The 14,985-nt window shown below is 52.4% G+C and carries 13 protein-coding genes and 1 pseudogene; 10 read left to right on the top strand and 4 right to left on the bottom strand.

Going from position 1 to position 14,985, the window contains the following annotated elements; translation table 11 throughout:
- Positions 1 to 14 precede the first annotated feature (14 nt).
- Positions 15 to 449, bottom strand: a complete 435-nt coding sequence (locus tag PN498_RS04485) for a hypothetical protein (protein WP_272061490.1) — start codon at positions 447 to 449, stop codon at positions 15 to 17.
- A gap of 204 nt (positions 450 to 653) precedes the next feature.
- Between PN498_RS04485 and PN498_RS04480 the strand changes: the two genes are divergently transcribed.
- The 4 genes from PN498_RS04480 to dpdA are packed head-to-tail and all read left to right on the top strand — an operon-like array spanning position 654 to position 4,486.
- Positions 654 to 1,046, top strand: coding sequence for a 6-pyruvoyl trahydropterin synthase family protein (locus tag PN498_RS04480; protein ID WP_272061489.1), 393 nt, complete (start codon positions 654 to 656; stop codon positions 1,044 to 1,046).
- Between the two features lies 1 nt (position 1,047).
- Entirely contained in the window at positions 1,048 to 1,695 is a 648-nt protein-coding gene (locus PN498_RS04475; protein WP_272061488.1) for a 7-carboxy-7-deazaguanine synthase QueE, read from the top strand.
- 2 nt (positions 1,696 to 1,697) lie between these two features.
- On the top strand, positions 1,698 to 2,420 hold the full coding sequence (gene queC, locus PN498_RS04470) for a 7-cyano-7-deazaguanine synthase QueC (RefSeq protein ID WP_272061487.1): 723 nt from the start codon (positions 1,698 to 1,700) through the stop codon (positions 2,418 to 2,420).
- Positions 2,399 to 4,486, top strand: a complete 2,088-nt coding sequence (gene dpdA, locus PN498_RS04465; RefSeq protein WP_272061486.1) for a tRNA-guanine transglycosylase DpdA — start codon at positions 2,399 to 2,401, stop codon at positions 4,484 to 4,486. Before queC ends, dpdA begins: the two co-directional genes overlap by 22 nt.
- Here dpdA and PN498_RS04460 read toward each other — a convergent pair.
- Positions 4,483 to 5,142: a Uma2 family endonuclease gene (locus PN498_RS04460; RefSeq protein ID WP_272061485.1), complete on the bottom strand. Its 660-nt coding sequence runs from the start codon at positions 5,140 to 5,142 to the stop codon at positions 4,483 to 4,485. The genes dpdA and PN498_RS04460 overlap by 4 nt on opposite strands.
- A 136-nt stretch (positions 5,143 to 5,278) precedes the next feature.
- On the opposite strand from PN498_RS04460, the gene PN498_RS04455 reads away from it, so the two are divergent.
- The 3 genes and pseudogenes from PN498_RS04455 to PN498_RS28465 all read left to right on the top strand — a co-directional run bounded on the left by PN498_RS04455 (position 5,279) and on the right by PN498_RS28465 (position 8,181).
- Complete coding sequence (locus PN498_RS04455) at positions 5,279 to 7,372, top strand: hypothetical protein (protein WP_272061484.1); 2,094 nt, start codon at positions 5,279 to 5,281, stop codon at positions 7,370 to 7,372.
- 99 nt (positions 7,373 to 7,471) lie between these two features.
- Complete coding sequence (locus tag PN498_RS04450; RefSeq protein ID WP_272061483.1) at positions 7,472 to 7,795, top strand: hypothetical protein; 324 nt, start codon at positions 7,472 to 7,474, stop codon at positions 7,793 to 7,795.
- A pseudogene (locus PN498_RS28465) lies at positions 7,795 to 8,181 on the top strand (toxin-antitoxin system TumE family protein). Before PN498_RS04450 ends, PN498_RS28465 begins: the two are co-directional and overlap by 1 nt.
- On the opposite strand, the gene PN498_RS04435 reads toward PN498_RS28465, so the two are convergent.
- Positions 8,178 to 8,852, bottom strand: a complete 675-nt coding sequence (locus tag PN498_RS04435; RefSeq protein WP_272061480.1) for a hypothetical protein — start codon at positions 8,850 to 8,852, stop codon at positions 8,178 to 8,180. The pseudogene PN498_RS28465 and the gene PN498_RS04435 sit on opposite strands and share 4 nt — an antisense overlap.
- A gap of 135 nt (positions 8,853 to 8,987) precedes the next feature.
- Between PN498_RS04435 and PN498_RS04430 the strand changes: the two genes are divergently transcribed.
- Genes PN498_RS04430 through PN498_RS04420 form a run of 3 tightly spaced genes read left to right on the top strand, consistent with a single transcriptional unit; the run spans position 8,988 to position 14,603 of the window.
- Positions 8,988 to 11,339, top strand: a complete 2,352-nt coding sequence (locus PN498_RS04430; RefSeq protein ID WP_272061479.1) for a DEAD/DEAH box helicase — start codon at positions 8,988 to 8,990, stop codon at positions 11,337 to 11,339.
- A complete protein-coding gene (locus PN498_RS04425) occupies positions 11,336 to 12,274 on the top strand; it encodes a tRNA-guanine transglycosylase (RefSeq protein WP_272061477.1) in 939 nt (312 codons plus the stop codon). Before PN498_RS04430 ends, PN498_RS04425 begins: the two co-directional genes overlap by 4 nt.
- 4 nt (positions 12,275 to 12,278) lie before the next feature.
- Entirely contained in the window at positions 12,279 to 14,603 is a 2,325-nt protein-coding gene (locus PN498_RS04420; RefSeq protein WP_272061476.1) for a DEAD/DEAH box helicase, read from the top strand.
- An 84-nt stretch (positions 14,604 to 14,687) separates the two neighbouring features.
- On the opposite strand, the gene PN498_RS04415 is transcribed toward PN498_RS04420, so the two are convergent.
- Complete coding sequence (locus PN498_RS04415; RefSeq protein WP_272061475.1) at positions 14,688 to 14,969, bottom strand: hypothetical protein; 282 nt, start codon at positions 14,967 to 14,969, stop codon at positions 14,688 to 14,690.
- Positions 14,970 to 14,985 lie beyond the last annotated feature (16 nt).

The following is a 14,985-nucleotide window of genomic DNA, read 5'->3' as shown; positions in this document are numbered from 1 at the left end:
CCAGCAAGCTACCTTTATTCAACAGAGAAATTCTGAATATTGACTGTCCCTCCTTGGACAAGCAACCCAATCTTGTCAGCCACTTTACCGATGTTCTGTACTGTGGGTTGCTGGTTTTGCAGGGTGTCAAGAATCTCTCCAATTATTCGCTGTAACTGCTCATTAGGCTCATTCTGAGCAACTGCCGCAAGTGACTCCATCTCTTCAACAAGTTCGACATCACTATCAGCGATCGCTCTAACTTCCAGTACCGCCTGGCCATATGCCGAAGAATTTTGAGGCAACTTCTCAATTGCTGAAGCGGTTTCAGGAGTCTTCTGTTGCAGTGACTTGTAAAACTCTTCGCTTTTCTCAAACAATTCTTCGCTGAGCTTCTCCCCTGTTTTCTCCCAAAACTTAGTCATGATTGTGGCGGCGATCGCAGTCGCAGCTAATGTCAAAGGCTCCATGGGTATCTGCTCAGCAACTTCTCAGTACCTTTATAACCGCACTCTACGAGGTGACACGATAACTTCAAAAACACTTTTATAGTTCAAACAAACTACAATGATCTAATAGGCAAGTTGTGCTAAAACTAGGCTCTATATCTAGTCCGTTCCCTGCTTCTGAATTCTACATGTAGCGTTTTTGCCTTTTAATCCTTAAATCTCCCCATGCCTAAGTGGAAGCTCTCAACCGAATTTACCTTTGACGCCGCGCACTTCATCCGCGACTACGATGGCCCCTGCGGACGCATGCACGGCCATACCTACCGAGTGCGCATTGAAGCCACCTCCAGCCAGCTCCACTCCTCCCAATACTGTCCCCACTCCGTTATGGTGAGCGACTTCCGCACCCTGCGCTGGGCCAAACGCGACCTGCTCAAAGGAGGGCTCGACCACTGCGTCCTCAATGAGGTGCTGCCCGAAGGCTACGAAACCACCGCAGAGATGATTGCCCAGTACATCCACGAGAGAACGAAGAAAGAAGTACCGGAAGGCGTCAAGCTCAAAGTTTGCGTTTCTGAGACACCGAACTCCTGGGTCGAGTACGAGGACGACGACTAAGATGACTAGCCCAACTGCCACCCAATCCCCAGCAGCCCTATCGAGCAAAGCATCCTCACCCCTGCCCATCGTTGAGATGTTCCACTCCATACAAGGCGAAGGCTCATGGACGGGCACCAACGCCTTTTTTATCCGGCTGGCTGGTTGCGATGTCGGCTGTCCCTGGTGCGACACCAAACATTCCTGGAATCCGAAGCGACAACCCCAACGCGAGATTGATGAGTTGGTGGCTGCAGCCCAAGCGGCGAATCCTCAAATCGTCGTGATTACCGGAGGGGAACCGCTCATGCATGACCTGACAGTGCTCACTCAGCAGCTCCAGGTCGAGGGACTACAGGTTCACCTGGAAACGTCGGGTGCTCACCCCTTAAGCGGCAACTTTGACTGGGTGACCTGCTCTCCCAAACGCTTCAAACCACCTCACCCCAGTATTTATCCCCACGTCAGCGAACTCAAAGTCGTCATCGCTGACGAGTCCGATCTGGAATGGGCCGAACAGCAAGCCGCCCAGGTTCCCCCAACCGCAGTCAAGCTGCTCCAGCCCGAATGGGAAACTCCCGGCAGTCAGGAAATTGTGTTCAGTTACGTCTTGAAGCATTCCGAATGGCGCGTTAGCCTGCAAACTCATAAATTTCTAGGAGTCCAATAGCCATGCCCCAACCCAAAGCCATCGTTCTCCTATCCGGAGGTCTGGATTCTGCTACTGCTGCAGCCCAGGCGATTGCCGACGACTACGCCCCCGTTGCGCTCTCGTTTCGCTATGGACAACGCCATGAGCGCGAGCTCGAAGCAGCCCAAAAAGTCGCCGCTCACCTCGGCATCCAAGAACACTACGTTCTGGATGTGAACCTGGCTCAGTGGGGCGGGTCTTCTTTGACGGATCTGGATGAGACGTTGCCCCAAGCAGGTGTTCAGCCCGATCAGATTCCCTCAACCTATGTGCCGGGACGCAACACGGTCTTCATTTCTCTTGCCCTATCCCTAGCTGAAGCTAAGTCAGCTCAAGCCATCTACCTAGGGATCAACGCCGTTGACTACTCCGGCTATCCCGATTGCCGTCCCGAGTATCTCGAAGCGTTTCAGCAACTCGCCAGCTTGTCCTCCAAGGCAGGTCTGGAGGGTAATGCACCAATCCTGGTGGCTCCGCTGGTAAGAGATACCAAGGAAGCGATCGTGCGGCGAGCCCTGCGACTCGGCGTTCCCATTGAGGAAACCTGGTCCTGCTACCAGGGAGGGGAAGAACCCTGTGGACTCTGCGACTCTTGCCGCATTCGTGACAAGGCCCTGATTGACGCTGGACGCCCCGATCTGGCAACGTTGATAGGCCGAAATCTACACGCTCAGGAGACCGAATGCCCGACCCCCGTGTCCTAGTCATTACGTCCTGCACTGGGGAAAAACGCTCCAAACCTGAGAACCAACTGACCCTCGAAGACTTTCGCGACGTGAAACGGTTGCGCGATCGCGAGGCTGAGCTGGCCGTTTTCGCCTGCCCCGCTGGAGAGCTGTACACTGGGCAACAACATCTGCGGCTAATGGAGGGAGTACAGGCGTTAAGGGATACCTTAGGGCCAGAAGTCTTAGATGTCGATATTCTCTCGGCTGGTTATGGGCTGATTGCAGAGCACCAAAAAGTTGTCCCCTACGAAGTCACCTTCAACGGCATGAAAGCGGGTGAGGTGGACCTGTGGGGGCAGCAGTTGGGCATTCACGATGCGGTAGAGCAACGGCTAGAGCTAGCAGACCTGGTCTTTTTTTTGCTGGGGGATAACTACCTGCGATCGCTCCAGCTCCCCATTCAAACCCGACCTGATCAGACCCTCGTCTTCTTAGCCTCTGGCGGTTCAGCCAAAAAGATTCCTGACCTGGCAGCCAAGACCTTTGTGCTGCCGCTTTCTAATCAAGACGCGAAGCGTTACCGATACGGATTGGTTGGGCTCAAAGGGTTCCTCTTCAAGCAGTTCGCCGAAGCCGTTGCCGCAGAACCGGAACTGCTGAACAAGGTTCAAGACAATCCCGGAATCTTTCGACAAGTCATTGAGGGCGATATTGAGCCTCCACCTCAGCAGCTTGCCTTCACGACTTTACTGGATCAAGTACCCACAACGCCAAAACCCTCCAAGGCGAGTGGAAAGACCGGGGGCGATCGCCCAGGCAAAGACGAATTTTTGCCCATTCCCGATGTGCCCCCAGCCGCCAACATTGATTTGGGCATGCAGTACTACATTCCCGAATGGGATGACCATGTAGACCCCAACTACGATTTTCTGAATGACCGTCTCACTCCGGGACGTGATCCCCACCATGATGAGGTCTACGCCCACCAGATTTACAACACCCCCAACTACGACGGCATCCTAGTGTCGAAGGTCGTCGTAGACAGCAGCAAGAAGAAAAGGGCACGGATTGAAGCGATCGGCATCCACGACTTTATTCGATACTCAGGACCAGTCATGGGTGACTGCGGCGCATTCGGCTATGTCAAAGAAGAGAAACCACCCTACAACACGGTTGAAATTCTGGATTACTACGAAAACCTGGGATTCGACTACGGGGTCAGTATCGACCACCTGATCGTCGGCCCCTTTGCTATCCCAGGCATTCGCGAAAAGCGGTACGAACTCACGATGAAGAATGCGCGGGAGTTCTTCGAGAAGCACCAGACAGCAGGTTATTCCTTCACTCCTATCGGTGTCGCTCAAGGCTGGAGCCCCGAAACCTACGCCGAATCCGTCAAAGAGAATATTCGAGTAGGGTACGACTACATCGCGCTGGGTGGGTTAGCCAGAGCCCAGAGCAAAGAAATTATCGAAATCATGAAGGAGGTGCGTCCTCATCTGACGCCGAATACCCGACTACACCTATTTGGAGTGGCCCGCATCAACGCGATTCCAGTTTTTCGGCATTTGGGCATCACCAGCTTTGATTCGGCCAGTCCCCTCCGACGAGCTTGGCTAGGTTCGGGAGCTAACTACCACACCTCCTCCAGCAGAATGTACACTGCTGTCCGCATTCCACCCGTTGATGGCCATGGAGTACGGGTGAAGCGGCTCATTGAAGCAGGTGTCGCTGATCGCGACACGCTCAAAGGACTAGAGCAAAATGCTCTCAAGGCACTGCGAGCGTTCGATCAGGCAGGGTTGGGTCTGGAAGAAACCCTAGAAGCGCTTTTAGCCTATGACGAGCTGCTGGAGCTACCGAAGGATGGCAAGGCTGACCCGGCAGAGCAGGCAAAGCGACGGGTAAAGCATGAGCGTATGTACCGAGAGCTGCTGGAGGATCGCCCTTGGCAGCAGTGCGACTGCGTGATTTGTAATGAGGTTGGAGTCGAAGTGGTCATTTTCCGTGGGAACGATCGCAACCGCAGACGGGGGTTCCACAACACACGGGCCTTTTATAAGCGCTTTCAGGAGCTCTTGGCAAAGCTGTCTAAACGTTAGAGTTGCCCTTGAGTGAGACGCGATCGCAGGTTGCGTAACATTTGGCTGCTGCCGACGGCAAAGGCTTCCTCAATCAGTTGTGGGATCAGGGAGGGAATTGCATAGTCAGGAAAGAGGGGACTGGTCTCTGATTGTACGTACTCGTCTTGATTGAGCCGATAAATCGTGAGTGCTCCCGCTTCGTAAATCCAGAGTTCGGGGATGCCGATGCGCTGGTAGGCTTCCAGGGTGGTTTTGGAGGTGACGTCCGATTCGATGGCCAGATCAGGAGGGGGATAGGTGCTCAAATCCATGCGCTGACAGTCACGGACCTGAGCGGCGTTTTGGATGTAAAAGCAGGTGTCGGGTTCTAAGCCAGCTTGCTTGTCTGGGCGTTTGAAGGTGGTGGAGCCGAAGTCTTCCCAGTCTTGTTCGGCGGCATCTAGGAGGGTGGTGACGATGTAGCCAATGAGCTTGTGGGGGCGTTCGTGTCGGGGCAGGGGAGACATAAGTTCCAGGATGCCGTTGCTGTAGGTGATGCGGGGCACCCGTCGCTCGGCCCCTAGTTCGGTGAGGATGGCTTCGTAAGCGTCCCAGGTAACGTCAGAAAGGGTGGCTAGACTGCCGGGGGCTAGCTGAAGCTGTTTGATGGGGATGGTGACGGGGGAAGCAACCATGAATAAAATTGTTGCCTGTGTAAGGAAGAATACTATTTGCTGATCCTAGCGTTATGTCGTGTTGCAGGAGGGCTTACTTAATTGAGACAAAAGAACCTATAGCCGCAATCCGTAGACGCCAGCACGCTAGCCCAACATGCCCAAGCAAGATCGAACAGGTGACAGTTATGAGCAGATTTTGGCCGCATCACTCCTTCATTTGGGCTATGAGCTAGGCAGCACGGTTGGCAAAAACTATTTGCACCCATCAAAACGAGCCAAAAATATCATTATTCCTGACACTTATATTCAGCCAGATATTGTCGTTCGAGAAGGTCGAGAAGTTCAAGCGATCATTTACTCCACTCACTGGAGCGAAACGAGATCATCGAAGAAAAAGTTTTGGCGAACCTGGGAAGAATCCGTGCAACAAAAGCTGGCTGTCTCCCAAGAAATTCTGACGATTAACTGTATTTTTGAAGCGCTGCCATCAGGTTCGCAACCTGCCGTTTACAGAACCTCGCATGAGTTACCGAGAGACCAGACTCGTGAGGAAGATGTCCCCATTCAGCTTAATGGCTGGGATCCTGGCATTGGCTGGGCGATGATTGAAGCTTTCGATATTTCAATTATTTTTCCGGTTGGGTATGCGCCAGTCTTTGAATTAGACCACTCCGTAGAAGGCAACCACGATCCGACAACCACTGACTTGCTGGCTGAGGTATTGGAAGCTGACATCAAGCCCTGCTTTATCTCTCAGTGGCAGATACTTCAAGGAATTCGGCATACAGCCTTCGAAAACTTACCTCAAGTACAGAACACCCGTAGTCGTTATCGCATTGGGCTTTTGCACGTTTATTTGTTCTATCGGTTAGTCCAAAGGGTTGCTCATGACCGTGCGCCCAGCCTGGAAGATTTTGTATCAACTTTGGTAGAAACGACCAATGACCGAGTGCATGTCAACCGACTGGCAACCCAACCCGCTTTGGCTGCAATGGGATTGGAGCGGCTCGTTCAAGTGTTTGAACAGTTGGCTCAGATTTATGTGCGAAAAGGCAAAAATGCCAAAACCTTTTGCACGCTACAGACCTTTTCTAACCCAATTGCCGACGCAACAGTTTATCGAGCCAAATTCAATCCTGACTTTCAGCTTTGTATGCAAGACCTGCGAGAGCACATTCAAGACAGCAGTTTTGCCAGTTCTGTCTATCGCTCATTTGAACGGTTTGATCAAACTTTTGGGATTGAAGAAGCATTGGATGACTTAGCTGATCCAGCTTTGGTGTCGGCTAAAGAGGCGTTTGTGAGAGCCCATTTTTTGAGTGTATTAGAGGATGAAGATGCTCTCAACGAGCAACTACAGCTTCACGCTAAAGTTCTGAGTGAGGAACGCCTAGAAATCTCTGAGCATCAGCAAAATTGGGTGTTTGAGATGCTGCTCTACATCTCAGGACTCAACAGTGCTGAGGATATTCAAAAGCGCTTCAAGGCTAATTTTGAGCGATCAGGACACCGAGTTCGACCCCATGCTCCCTATGGAGGACATGCACAGACGGTTGCCTTTCTGCTGCAAGGTCGCGATATCAGCGAACAATGGTCAGACTCTAGCCGCAGACGTACCCTCAGCGCCGAAGAGTTTCGCACTTTGAGCTGGCGCACCATTGCCCAATGTATTATTCAGGGCTTTCGGGATGAGAATCGCATTATTTATCCCTCTGAAACTGTGATTCAGAAGTATCAGGGCAACAAATCGATGCGGGTTATTAGCTCTGACCTCAATGGTTTTTACATCATGGTTGAGCATTTTTTGGGAGATATTTGCTATCTCCAATTTACAGAAGACACCTCAGACTATTCAGAAGAACTCAAGGCTAGAATTTGCCCATCCTGGCAGACGGATGTGATTAATACAATTTGGAATGGGCGACCGCTGGAGACGTGGATGGAGGGGGTGTCGCGGAATAGGCAGTGGCTAATCAAGGTGCAGTCGTCGCAGGATGGCAATGAAGGGCACAAAACCAAAGAATTGGCGGGTCGGTGTCGGGCGTTGCGGCTAGCTTGGTCCCACGGTAATGATCCCCGGAACCGCGATGAGTGGTCTTTTAGCCTGCGCCCTTTGCCCAAGCTGGCTCTCGTGCTCGATGGCGATTGGGATGTCACCAAAAAGCGTAACCTCTACGAAGCTGGGTGGAACTGGGTCGGCGACGTCTCTCAACTCCAGGAATTACGTCAGCTCATTCAACCGTCTTAGCGGCAAGCGACGTGCGTTCGTCAGCCCCAAAGCCAGTGGGTCAAGCGCTAAGCGGTTTAGGCTACACTGAAGCTCTAGCGACGTTTTGGGCCAGCAACCATGACTGCACCAAGTAGCTTTACCCATCAGTTGCAAATACTCAATACGCTATCTCAGCAGGGCTACCACAGCGATTTGATGGAACGCGCCCTCACCAAAATCATTGAACTCGAACGCAGTCATGCCCTGCAACAAGCCACCGAACTGGAAGCCAAGCTAAAGCACTACGAAACTCAATATCAGATGTCTTCCGAGGCTTTTTACCAGCAGTTTAATGCCGGGACACTCGGGGACAGCATGGACTTTTTTGAGTGGAGCGCCTTCTACGATATGTGGCAATCTGTGCAAGCGCGGCTAGAGGTTTTGCAATTTGCCACCCGCTGATGGATGCACAGCAGTACCTGACCGAAATTAAGTCGCGGCTAATTGCCAGCTCGATCGCGGCGAGCTTTGCCATCGTCGAAGAAAAAGACTTGAACGATTGCGGCTATTTTCGTGCCCGAGTTCAGTTGGTCAATACTGACTTTTTAGAAATTGCTGAATATTTTGTCATCGTTGATGGGCAGCCTCAGCCAGAGCGCTACCGCTATCAATGGATGGACAAGACCCATCAAACTCTTCGCAACCGATAGGATAACGTGCCTCATTTTCCGAATTTGCCTCACTTTCCCCATCACGTGCATGTAGGTGCTGAGGACGTTGTCGAACCGTCAGAACCACGCAGTATTCTGCAATTGCTAAACGAGTTGGAAAATCTGCTGGAAAATTAGGGATCGCGGAGTAAGCGTTCCAAGGCTGGAAACAGGTTGCGAAGGGTGAGGTCGCCCAGTTGGTCAATGTGATCATGCAGCCAAGCTCTTTGGGACACTACATCAACCGGACTGAGAGACAAAAATAGAGGGGTCTGCTCCAGATCCACCGATAAGGGCAATCCAAAAAAGTTTTGGAGTCCCTGCTTATGCTTTTTCTCCGGATTAGCTTGTTTCGATTTCCACTTCGTGACGGTGCCTAGAGAGCGTAAGCCCAGATAGGCCACCAACTTGCTTTGCTCCCCCCGCTTGAGCGACTTCACCAAATGCGCCACATTTTCTCGCCAAATGTCGATGTCGCTTTGTTCCAGCAGATCGGTGTAGAACAGTTCCTGCGTTTCCAGTCCTACAGTCTGAGCAATCTGGTGGACTTCTTGTTCTGAGGGGTCACTAGTCGTCAGCAACTCATGAGCGCGGCGGCGATCGCCCCGTACTGATCCCATTGTCTCGGTAGTCGCAACCGTCTCGTTCTGCCGCTGACGAGCATGCCAGTCAGCTTGTGGTCGATAAACGCTTGTAGGCTGCTCAAAAGATTGTCCCTCTATCCACTGAGCAACCGTTGCAGCCCATTCTTTGGGTGGCACTTGCCTGCGCCACAGCAGAAATCGGAGATTGGCTGAAAAGTTGCTCATCCTTCAACTGTATCTCAATCGCCAGGAAACAAAGTTCCCTTTATTTTTGTTTTTAGCAAGCTAAAAGCGAAGCAATAAATTCTATAATTCACTGCTAAAGTGGTGTGAAAGTGGGTGTGCATGATGGTTTCTGGGGTGGCTACGTCAGCAAAGGTCGGCTGGAAACCCTCCTTGGCCCAAGCCAACATATTGCAGGCAGGATTACTCACTTCTGGGTTCAACTGCATTCTGCAAATGCCAACGGGCAGCGGCAAAACCTGGTTGGCGGAGCAAGCGATCGCCCACACCCTGGGCCAGGGGCAAAGAGCAATCTATCTGACACCTCTAAGAGCCCTAGCCGATGAACTCTGCGATCGTTGGCAAAAGCGTTTTAGCGGTCACGCTGTTGGCGTCTTTACAGGTGACTATGCTGGCGGCAAATATCCCGTTTCGTTTCAAGAGGCGCAGCTGCTGGTGATGACGCCTGAGAAGCTGGATGCCTGTACGCGAAATTGGCGATCGCACTGGAACTGGCTACCTAACGTCAGTCTGATGGCGATCGACGAGTTTCACCTGCTGGGAGACTCTAATCGAGGTCCCCGCTTAGAGGGGGCTCTGCTACGGATGATGCGCCTCAATCCATTCATCCGCATCCTGGGGCTGTCAGCGACCTTAGGTAATCGTGCCGAGTTGACAGACTGGCTCAAAGGCATCGAATACGCTTCTACAGAAAGACCCGTTCCGCTTCAATGGTCTACCGTTCGCTATAAGCGTGCTGATGACAAACCCAACCTATTGCTGCGTGAGCTGCAGCGCAATTTGCGGGACGGAGGACAAAGTTTGGTCTTTGTGCAAAGTCGGCGACGTGCTGAGGCGTTATCGGCCCAGCTTCAAGAAGCGGGTATTCAAGTCGCTCACCATCATGCTGGATTGGATCACCCAGCTCGCCGCAACGTTGAATCTGCGTTTCGAACTGGGCAATTTGACGTGTTGATAGCCACTGCAACCCTAGAAATGGGCCTTAATCTGCCTGTTCGACAAGCCATCCTCTATGACTTACAGGGGTTCGACGGGCAAGACTTTGTGCCGCTCCCGGTCAATAATGTCTGGCAACGGGCAGGACGGGCTGGCCGCCCAGGCCTTGATGAGATCGGCGAAGTTGTGCTAATAGCCCCCACTTGGGGACAGACAGATCACTACCCCCAGGGCAATTTTGAACCGTTGCAGTCTGGTCTAGGCCAAGCTGCGGCGTTAGCTGAGCAAATTGTTGCCGAAGTTGCCTGTGGGTTGAGCTGTACAGAAGGCCAGCTAGTGGCGAACTTTTCCCATAGCTTGGCTGCCCAACAAGGAAAGCTGCCATCAATTCACCGATTAGTGGATGAAATGCTGGCAGCCGAAATGTTGGTGACGATTGAAGATGATCGTCGAGTCTTACTGCGGGCCACTCGCCTGGGACATGTTGCAGTGCGACACATGTTGCGCCCCCAAACGGTTCTGTTATTTCGGCGAGTGCTGGAGTCGCATCCCCAGCTGACCTTCTTGGATTTGCTTGTGCTGGCGGCGAGTAGCTCTGATTGCCAACCTCTGATTCCGGTAGATTTTGAGCAGCTTGATGAGCTGTCTGATCAGCTCAACCAAGCACCTTCTTTTCTGCTGACGCTTTCTGAAAACCGAATCACTCAGCTCCTGGGCATTGAAGGCAAACGCTTACTGTCAGCGCTTCATACAGCCCTAATTGGCCGGACCTGGACTCGCATGGGAAATGCTGAAGGGGTTGCTGATCGCCATGGGTGCTATGCCTTTGAAGTGCAATGCCTTTGTGAGTCGTTGCAAAGACTGCTGGCAGCCATGGTCGATCTCTTCTCCGTTTTTCAAAAAGAAGAGGTGCCTGCGTCTGAGGGACCAGCTCTGTTAGAACGCATTCGGGTTTTGGAGAAGATGATCGCTTGCGGTCTCGATGAGCAGTCGGTCACCTTAACCCTAGTCCCGGGGCTGGGAGCAAAATTTGCCCGACAGTTGAAAGAAGCAGGCATTGAGGACGTTGAAGACTTAGCCCTCGCAGAAATTGATGATCTTCTGAAGGTGCCGGGCATCGGTCTGAAGCGAGCGGAAAGTTGGCTAACTGGTGCCGAAGAAATGGTGGATGGGCATCTATCAGCCTTTCGATACCGTGAAGAGGCCTCAAGCCACACGCTTAAGCGATCTGAATGGCCTAAAGACATGGATCCGTATCGGTTGCGTCGAGCCTTAGAGCTCAAGGTTGCGGGACAGGACGGCAACGTCTTTCGGGTTATCGGCGGACTTGATCCCCATGCCGTTCAGTTTCGACAAGGAGAACTGGCTTGTGATTGTCCTGACTATGCCAAAGGACACCTTTGCAAGCACGTCCTACAAGTGCGCCTCTTTCAGGGAGACGCATCTCTTCGCCAACTCGCCAATGACTTGACTGAGGCCAAAGCTGAAGACCCGCTCGATCTCTTCAGTCTTTGGTGGAGGGGGAATCGATGACTCCACCACAAACTGAAACGTGCATCAGTCAATCGCGATCGCTCCAAACCCGACGGGGAGAGATTTTATTTCCGGCTTACCTACCAGTAACCACCTTTGGCAAAAAGTATCCCTTAGACGATCTCATTCGTCCTTATCTACCCCGGCTGGCTTCAGGAGTGATGGTGAGCTACTACTACGCTCAACAAATGCAGCCAGAACAGCGTCCTCGATTGCCCATGTGGGTCGATTCAGGAGGTTTTGCCGCTTTGTTCGAAGGTGCCAAAATCCAGAAAAAAGGGGATATTGGGCTGCTCCAAATCACCAGAGGAGAAGAAGTAGAAGTTCTGCATCCTAAGGATATTTTGACGTTTCAAGAATCCCAGGCTGACGTGGCTCTAACGCTCGATTTTCCCATCCCTCCCGGACTACCCAAACGGGAATCTCAACGTCGTCAAAAATTGACGATCGCCAATGCGTTGTGGGCATTAGCCAACCGTCGTCGCCCAGACCTTTGCCTTTACGCTTGCCTTCAAGCCTGGGATGTGGACTCTGCCAAAGCTTGTGCAGAAGCTTATATCGGGAAAGGGTTTGACGGTGTGGCAATTGGGGGACTAGTGCCGCGATCGCAGAATCAGGAGCTCGTCTTGGCTATCATTCGTACCGTCCGAGAAGTCATTGGCGACTTGCCGCTCCACGTCCTCGGATTAGGCAACCCCAAGTTTCTCCAGGAAATCTACAAAGCCGGAGCAGACTCCGTGGACAGCAGCTCCTACGTGCAATACGCCGCAAACGGTAAGCTGTGGGCAGATCCGAACCTGCAACTGAAAGACCCTTCTCCTACTGATCGGCTACATTTGGCACTCTGCAATTTAGCAATGGCAACGGGACACACATTACCGCTTTCGGCGGCACAAATCACCTTTTCGACGCTACGGTCAGCTCAGCGTGGGTAGAGCAATGCGACCAATCTTTTGCGGCACATCAGGAACGAGTCAAAGCGGTCAACAAGCGAGCTGGGACGAATTGGAGCTTTCCCCTCCCTGGCCAGCGGTATTGGAATTGCTATGTCCGCAGCGATCGCTTCGGCCAGTTCAGCTTATGGCTCTCAGAGACCACAAAATCTTGGACACCAACCAAAACCTTATCGTGTCGTCTCCCACCAATAGCGGTAAAACACTGGTCGGCTGGTTAATTTTGCTAGACGCGGTGAGACAAGGGAAGCGAGCCATTTTGCTAGAGCCCCTAAGGGCATTGGCTCGCCAAATGGTTGACGAGCTTGAGCGACTGACGCCACAGCTCAGCCTCATTCTGCAGCAGCCCATCAGCCTGAAAATTTCGACAGGTGACTATCGCATCGAAGACGAACTGCCGTTTGGTCCTCCACCGGGGGGCGAGATCTTAGTCGCGACGCCTGAGCGGTTGGAAGCCTTGCTGCGCAATCCGGCTAACGCCAAATGGTTTGAGACTGTCGGTGCCGTCTGTGTGGATGAAGCTCACCTAATCAGTTCTCCGAAGCGGGGACCGACTCTGGAGTATCTGGTGACCTCGCTACTTTGCTTACCGACGCCCCCCCGTTTGGCCTTGTTATCAGCGACTCTAGGCAATGTGGAGAAGGCGCAGAAATGGCTGAAGCCTTGTTCAGTAGTGAGTGTCTTGGAGAGACAGCCTTCTTTAGAGAAATGGGTGTTGGCTTTGGAGGAAGGAGAAGAGGCCAACGAGGTCGCGATCGCCTATGTTGCCGAAGCTTTACAGTCTCCCAACGCCCAGATTTTGATTTTTGTTTACCAAACCCAGTCCACTCAGAAGCTAGCCCAGGCCATCAACAATACCTCAGAGGGGATAAGCGCCCAGGCTTACCATGCGCAGATGAGCCAAGGGCAGCGGGAACAGGTGCAGCAGGCTTTTCTGAAAGAAGAGAGCCGAGCGATCGTGACCACCACAGCGCTAGCGATGGGCATGAATTTACCCGCAACCCACGTTTTGATTCGCGATATCACGTTCCCAGGCGTGGGCCGACTCCACAGTGGCGAACTTCTTCAGATGATGGGGCGAGCGGGTCGTGGCGACCAGCCAGGAATCGCAATCGTTATGCTCAGACCGACCGATAGCTGGTCTGAACTGGAATTGGTGTCGGAACTAAAGACCGAGATACTGCCCGAGTTTGCGTCCGCCTTTGAACGAGAACATCGAGGGCGTACTCAAGAGAATATGCCACCCGGCACAATACAAATTGCGGCTTTACTTTCGCGTCATCCAGAAACTGGAATGTCTTTGGAAAGCATCAAGCGCTTTTTGGAAAAGTCGCTGGGTAGTCAGAATCTCGTTTCCCAAGTGCCTTCAGCTTTACGCTGGCTCGAATCTGAGACTCTGGCTTACCAAGATCTTCAGGAAAAAAATTACCACCTGACAGTTCTGGGGAAGCGAGCTGCGCTAGCCGTTTTGCCCTTACCGTTGGCCACTGGTTTTGCGAGACTAATGCGCGACCTGATGACTATCGATCCTGACGATGCCTTTTTGGCTGATTGGCGATCTCTGGATCATCTGCTGATACTGGATTTGCTATCTGAGCAGTCTCCCAGTTTGCGCCGCTACAGCGCTAAGCTATCCGGCCAAATTGAGAGCTGGTGTGAGGCGAACCCTAACCAAACGCCCATTCTTTTTCGCAAATGGATTTGGGGTACGGTCGAACAGTCCAGAGCTGGAGAAGTGCTGGGTTCTTTGGGAATTGCTTCTGACAAAGCGGGACAAGCGGCTGACAAGTGGGCTCACCAACTAAGCTATTTGGCAATGCTGCGAGTTCTGGTGCTGGGGCTGCGATCGCAAGGTGTCCCCAGCAACGAAATCGAACGACAATACGGCATCAAAAACCTGGGAGGTATTGAGGAACGCTGGCGGGACGACATGCTGTGGAAGCTGTCGGGGCTAGCGAAGCTTTTAGAAATTCGCACGTTTTACTATCATTTGAAAGGAGACTGTCAGGCTAGCTCGGAACGCATCAAGCGCATTAAGCGGTGCCTCAGGCAGATGCGGTATCAAACCTATGAGTTGCGTGAATATTTGAAGTACTGCTCTCCCCTAGGCAGTTTGCTCAAGGAGATGCGCCGGATGCTGCCTTCTCAGGAACGCAAGCTTGGAATTCAATCCATTCGGAAGTTAGAAGAATCTGGGATTCAGTCTCTCAAAGACTTAGTGGGGCTAGATAGCGATCGCCTCGTCACGTTAGGGCTGAGGCGAAAACAGGCAGAACAGATTTCTACTTATCTGAGAAGACGTATGCGTTAGTTGCTTACTGCTTTGAAGCGTAATTTGTCACGGTGGGGGTCGCTGGTGCTGAGGTTGAGGGTAATCTCCTAGGTCGGAAAGCAATCAATTTTCTCGACCGTGAAGAGGGCGATCGCGGCGCATCTCCCGCTGCCATTGAACTGGATCGATATCTGCAAAGGCATGACGAGTGGCTAACTTTTCCAGGCTCTCAGCCATTTTTCTGCCATCTGATCGAGGCACTACGGTCGAGAGTGTGACCAGCACTTCTGTGCTCTCTGGCAAAGTGGGAGGGGTGTCTAGCCAGATAACCTGGTTGCCTCTGAGGATCGCCCGATAAGTAGGTGACATCGTGGATGTTTGATCGGGGGGAATAGATCGAAGCATACCACCGACCAAAGAT

It is taken from the genome of Oscillatoria sp. CS-180 (assembly GCF_028330965.1).
Lineage (GTDB): Bacteria > Cyanobacteriota > Cyanobacteriia > Phormidesmidales > Phormidesmidaceae > Halomicronema.
Note: the sequence above shows the minus strand (reverse complement) of the source record. Positions and strands in the feature narration are given on the sequence as shown.

Coding starts and splice junctions, on each gene's coding strand:
- PN498_RS04485 (WP_272061490.1), bottom strand. CDS start 449: ATGGAGCCTTTGACATTAGCTGCGACTGCGATCGCCGCCACAATCATG.
- PN498_RS04480 (WP_272061489.1), top strand. CDS start 654: ATGCCTAAGTGGAAGCTCTCAACCGAATTTACCTTTGACGCCGCGCAC.
- PN498_RS04475 (WP_272061488.1), top strand. CDS start 1,048: ATGACTAGCCCAACTGCCACCCAATCCCCAGCAGCCCTATCGAGCAAA.
- queC (WP_272061487.1), top strand. CDS start 1,698: ATGCCCCAACCCAAAGCCATCGTTCTCCTATCCGGAGGTCTGGATTCT.
- dpdA (WP_272061486.1), top strand. CDS start 2,399: ATGCCCGACCCCCGTGTCCTAGTCATTACGTCCTGCACTGGGGAAAAA.
- PN498_RS04460 (WP_272061485.1), bottom strand. CDS start 5,142: ATGGTTGCTTCCCCCGTCACCATCCCCATCAAACAGCTTCAGCTAGCC.
- PN498_RS04455 (WP_272061484.1), top strand. CDS start 5,279: ATGCCCAAGCAAGATCGAACAGGTGACAGTTATGAGCAGATTTTGGCC.
- PN498_RS04450 (WP_272061483.1), top strand. CDS start 7,472: ATGACTGCACCAAGTAGCTTTACCCATCAGTTGCAAATACTCAATACG.
- PN498_RS04435 (WP_272061480.1), bottom strand. CDS start 8,852: ATGAGCAACTTTTCAGCCAATCTCCGATTTCTGCTGTGGCGCAGGCAA.
- PN498_RS04425 (WP_272061477.1), top strand. CDS start 11,336: ATGACTCCACCACAAACTGAAACGTGCATCAGTCAATCGCGATCGCTC.
- PN498_RS04420 (WP_272061476.1), top strand. CDS start 12,279: ATGCGACCAATCTTTTGCGGCACATCAGGAACGAGTCAAAGCGGTCAA.
- PN498_RS04415 (WP_272061475.1), bottom strand. CDS start 14,969: ATGCTTCGATCTATTCCCCCCGATCAAACATCCACGATGTCACCTACT.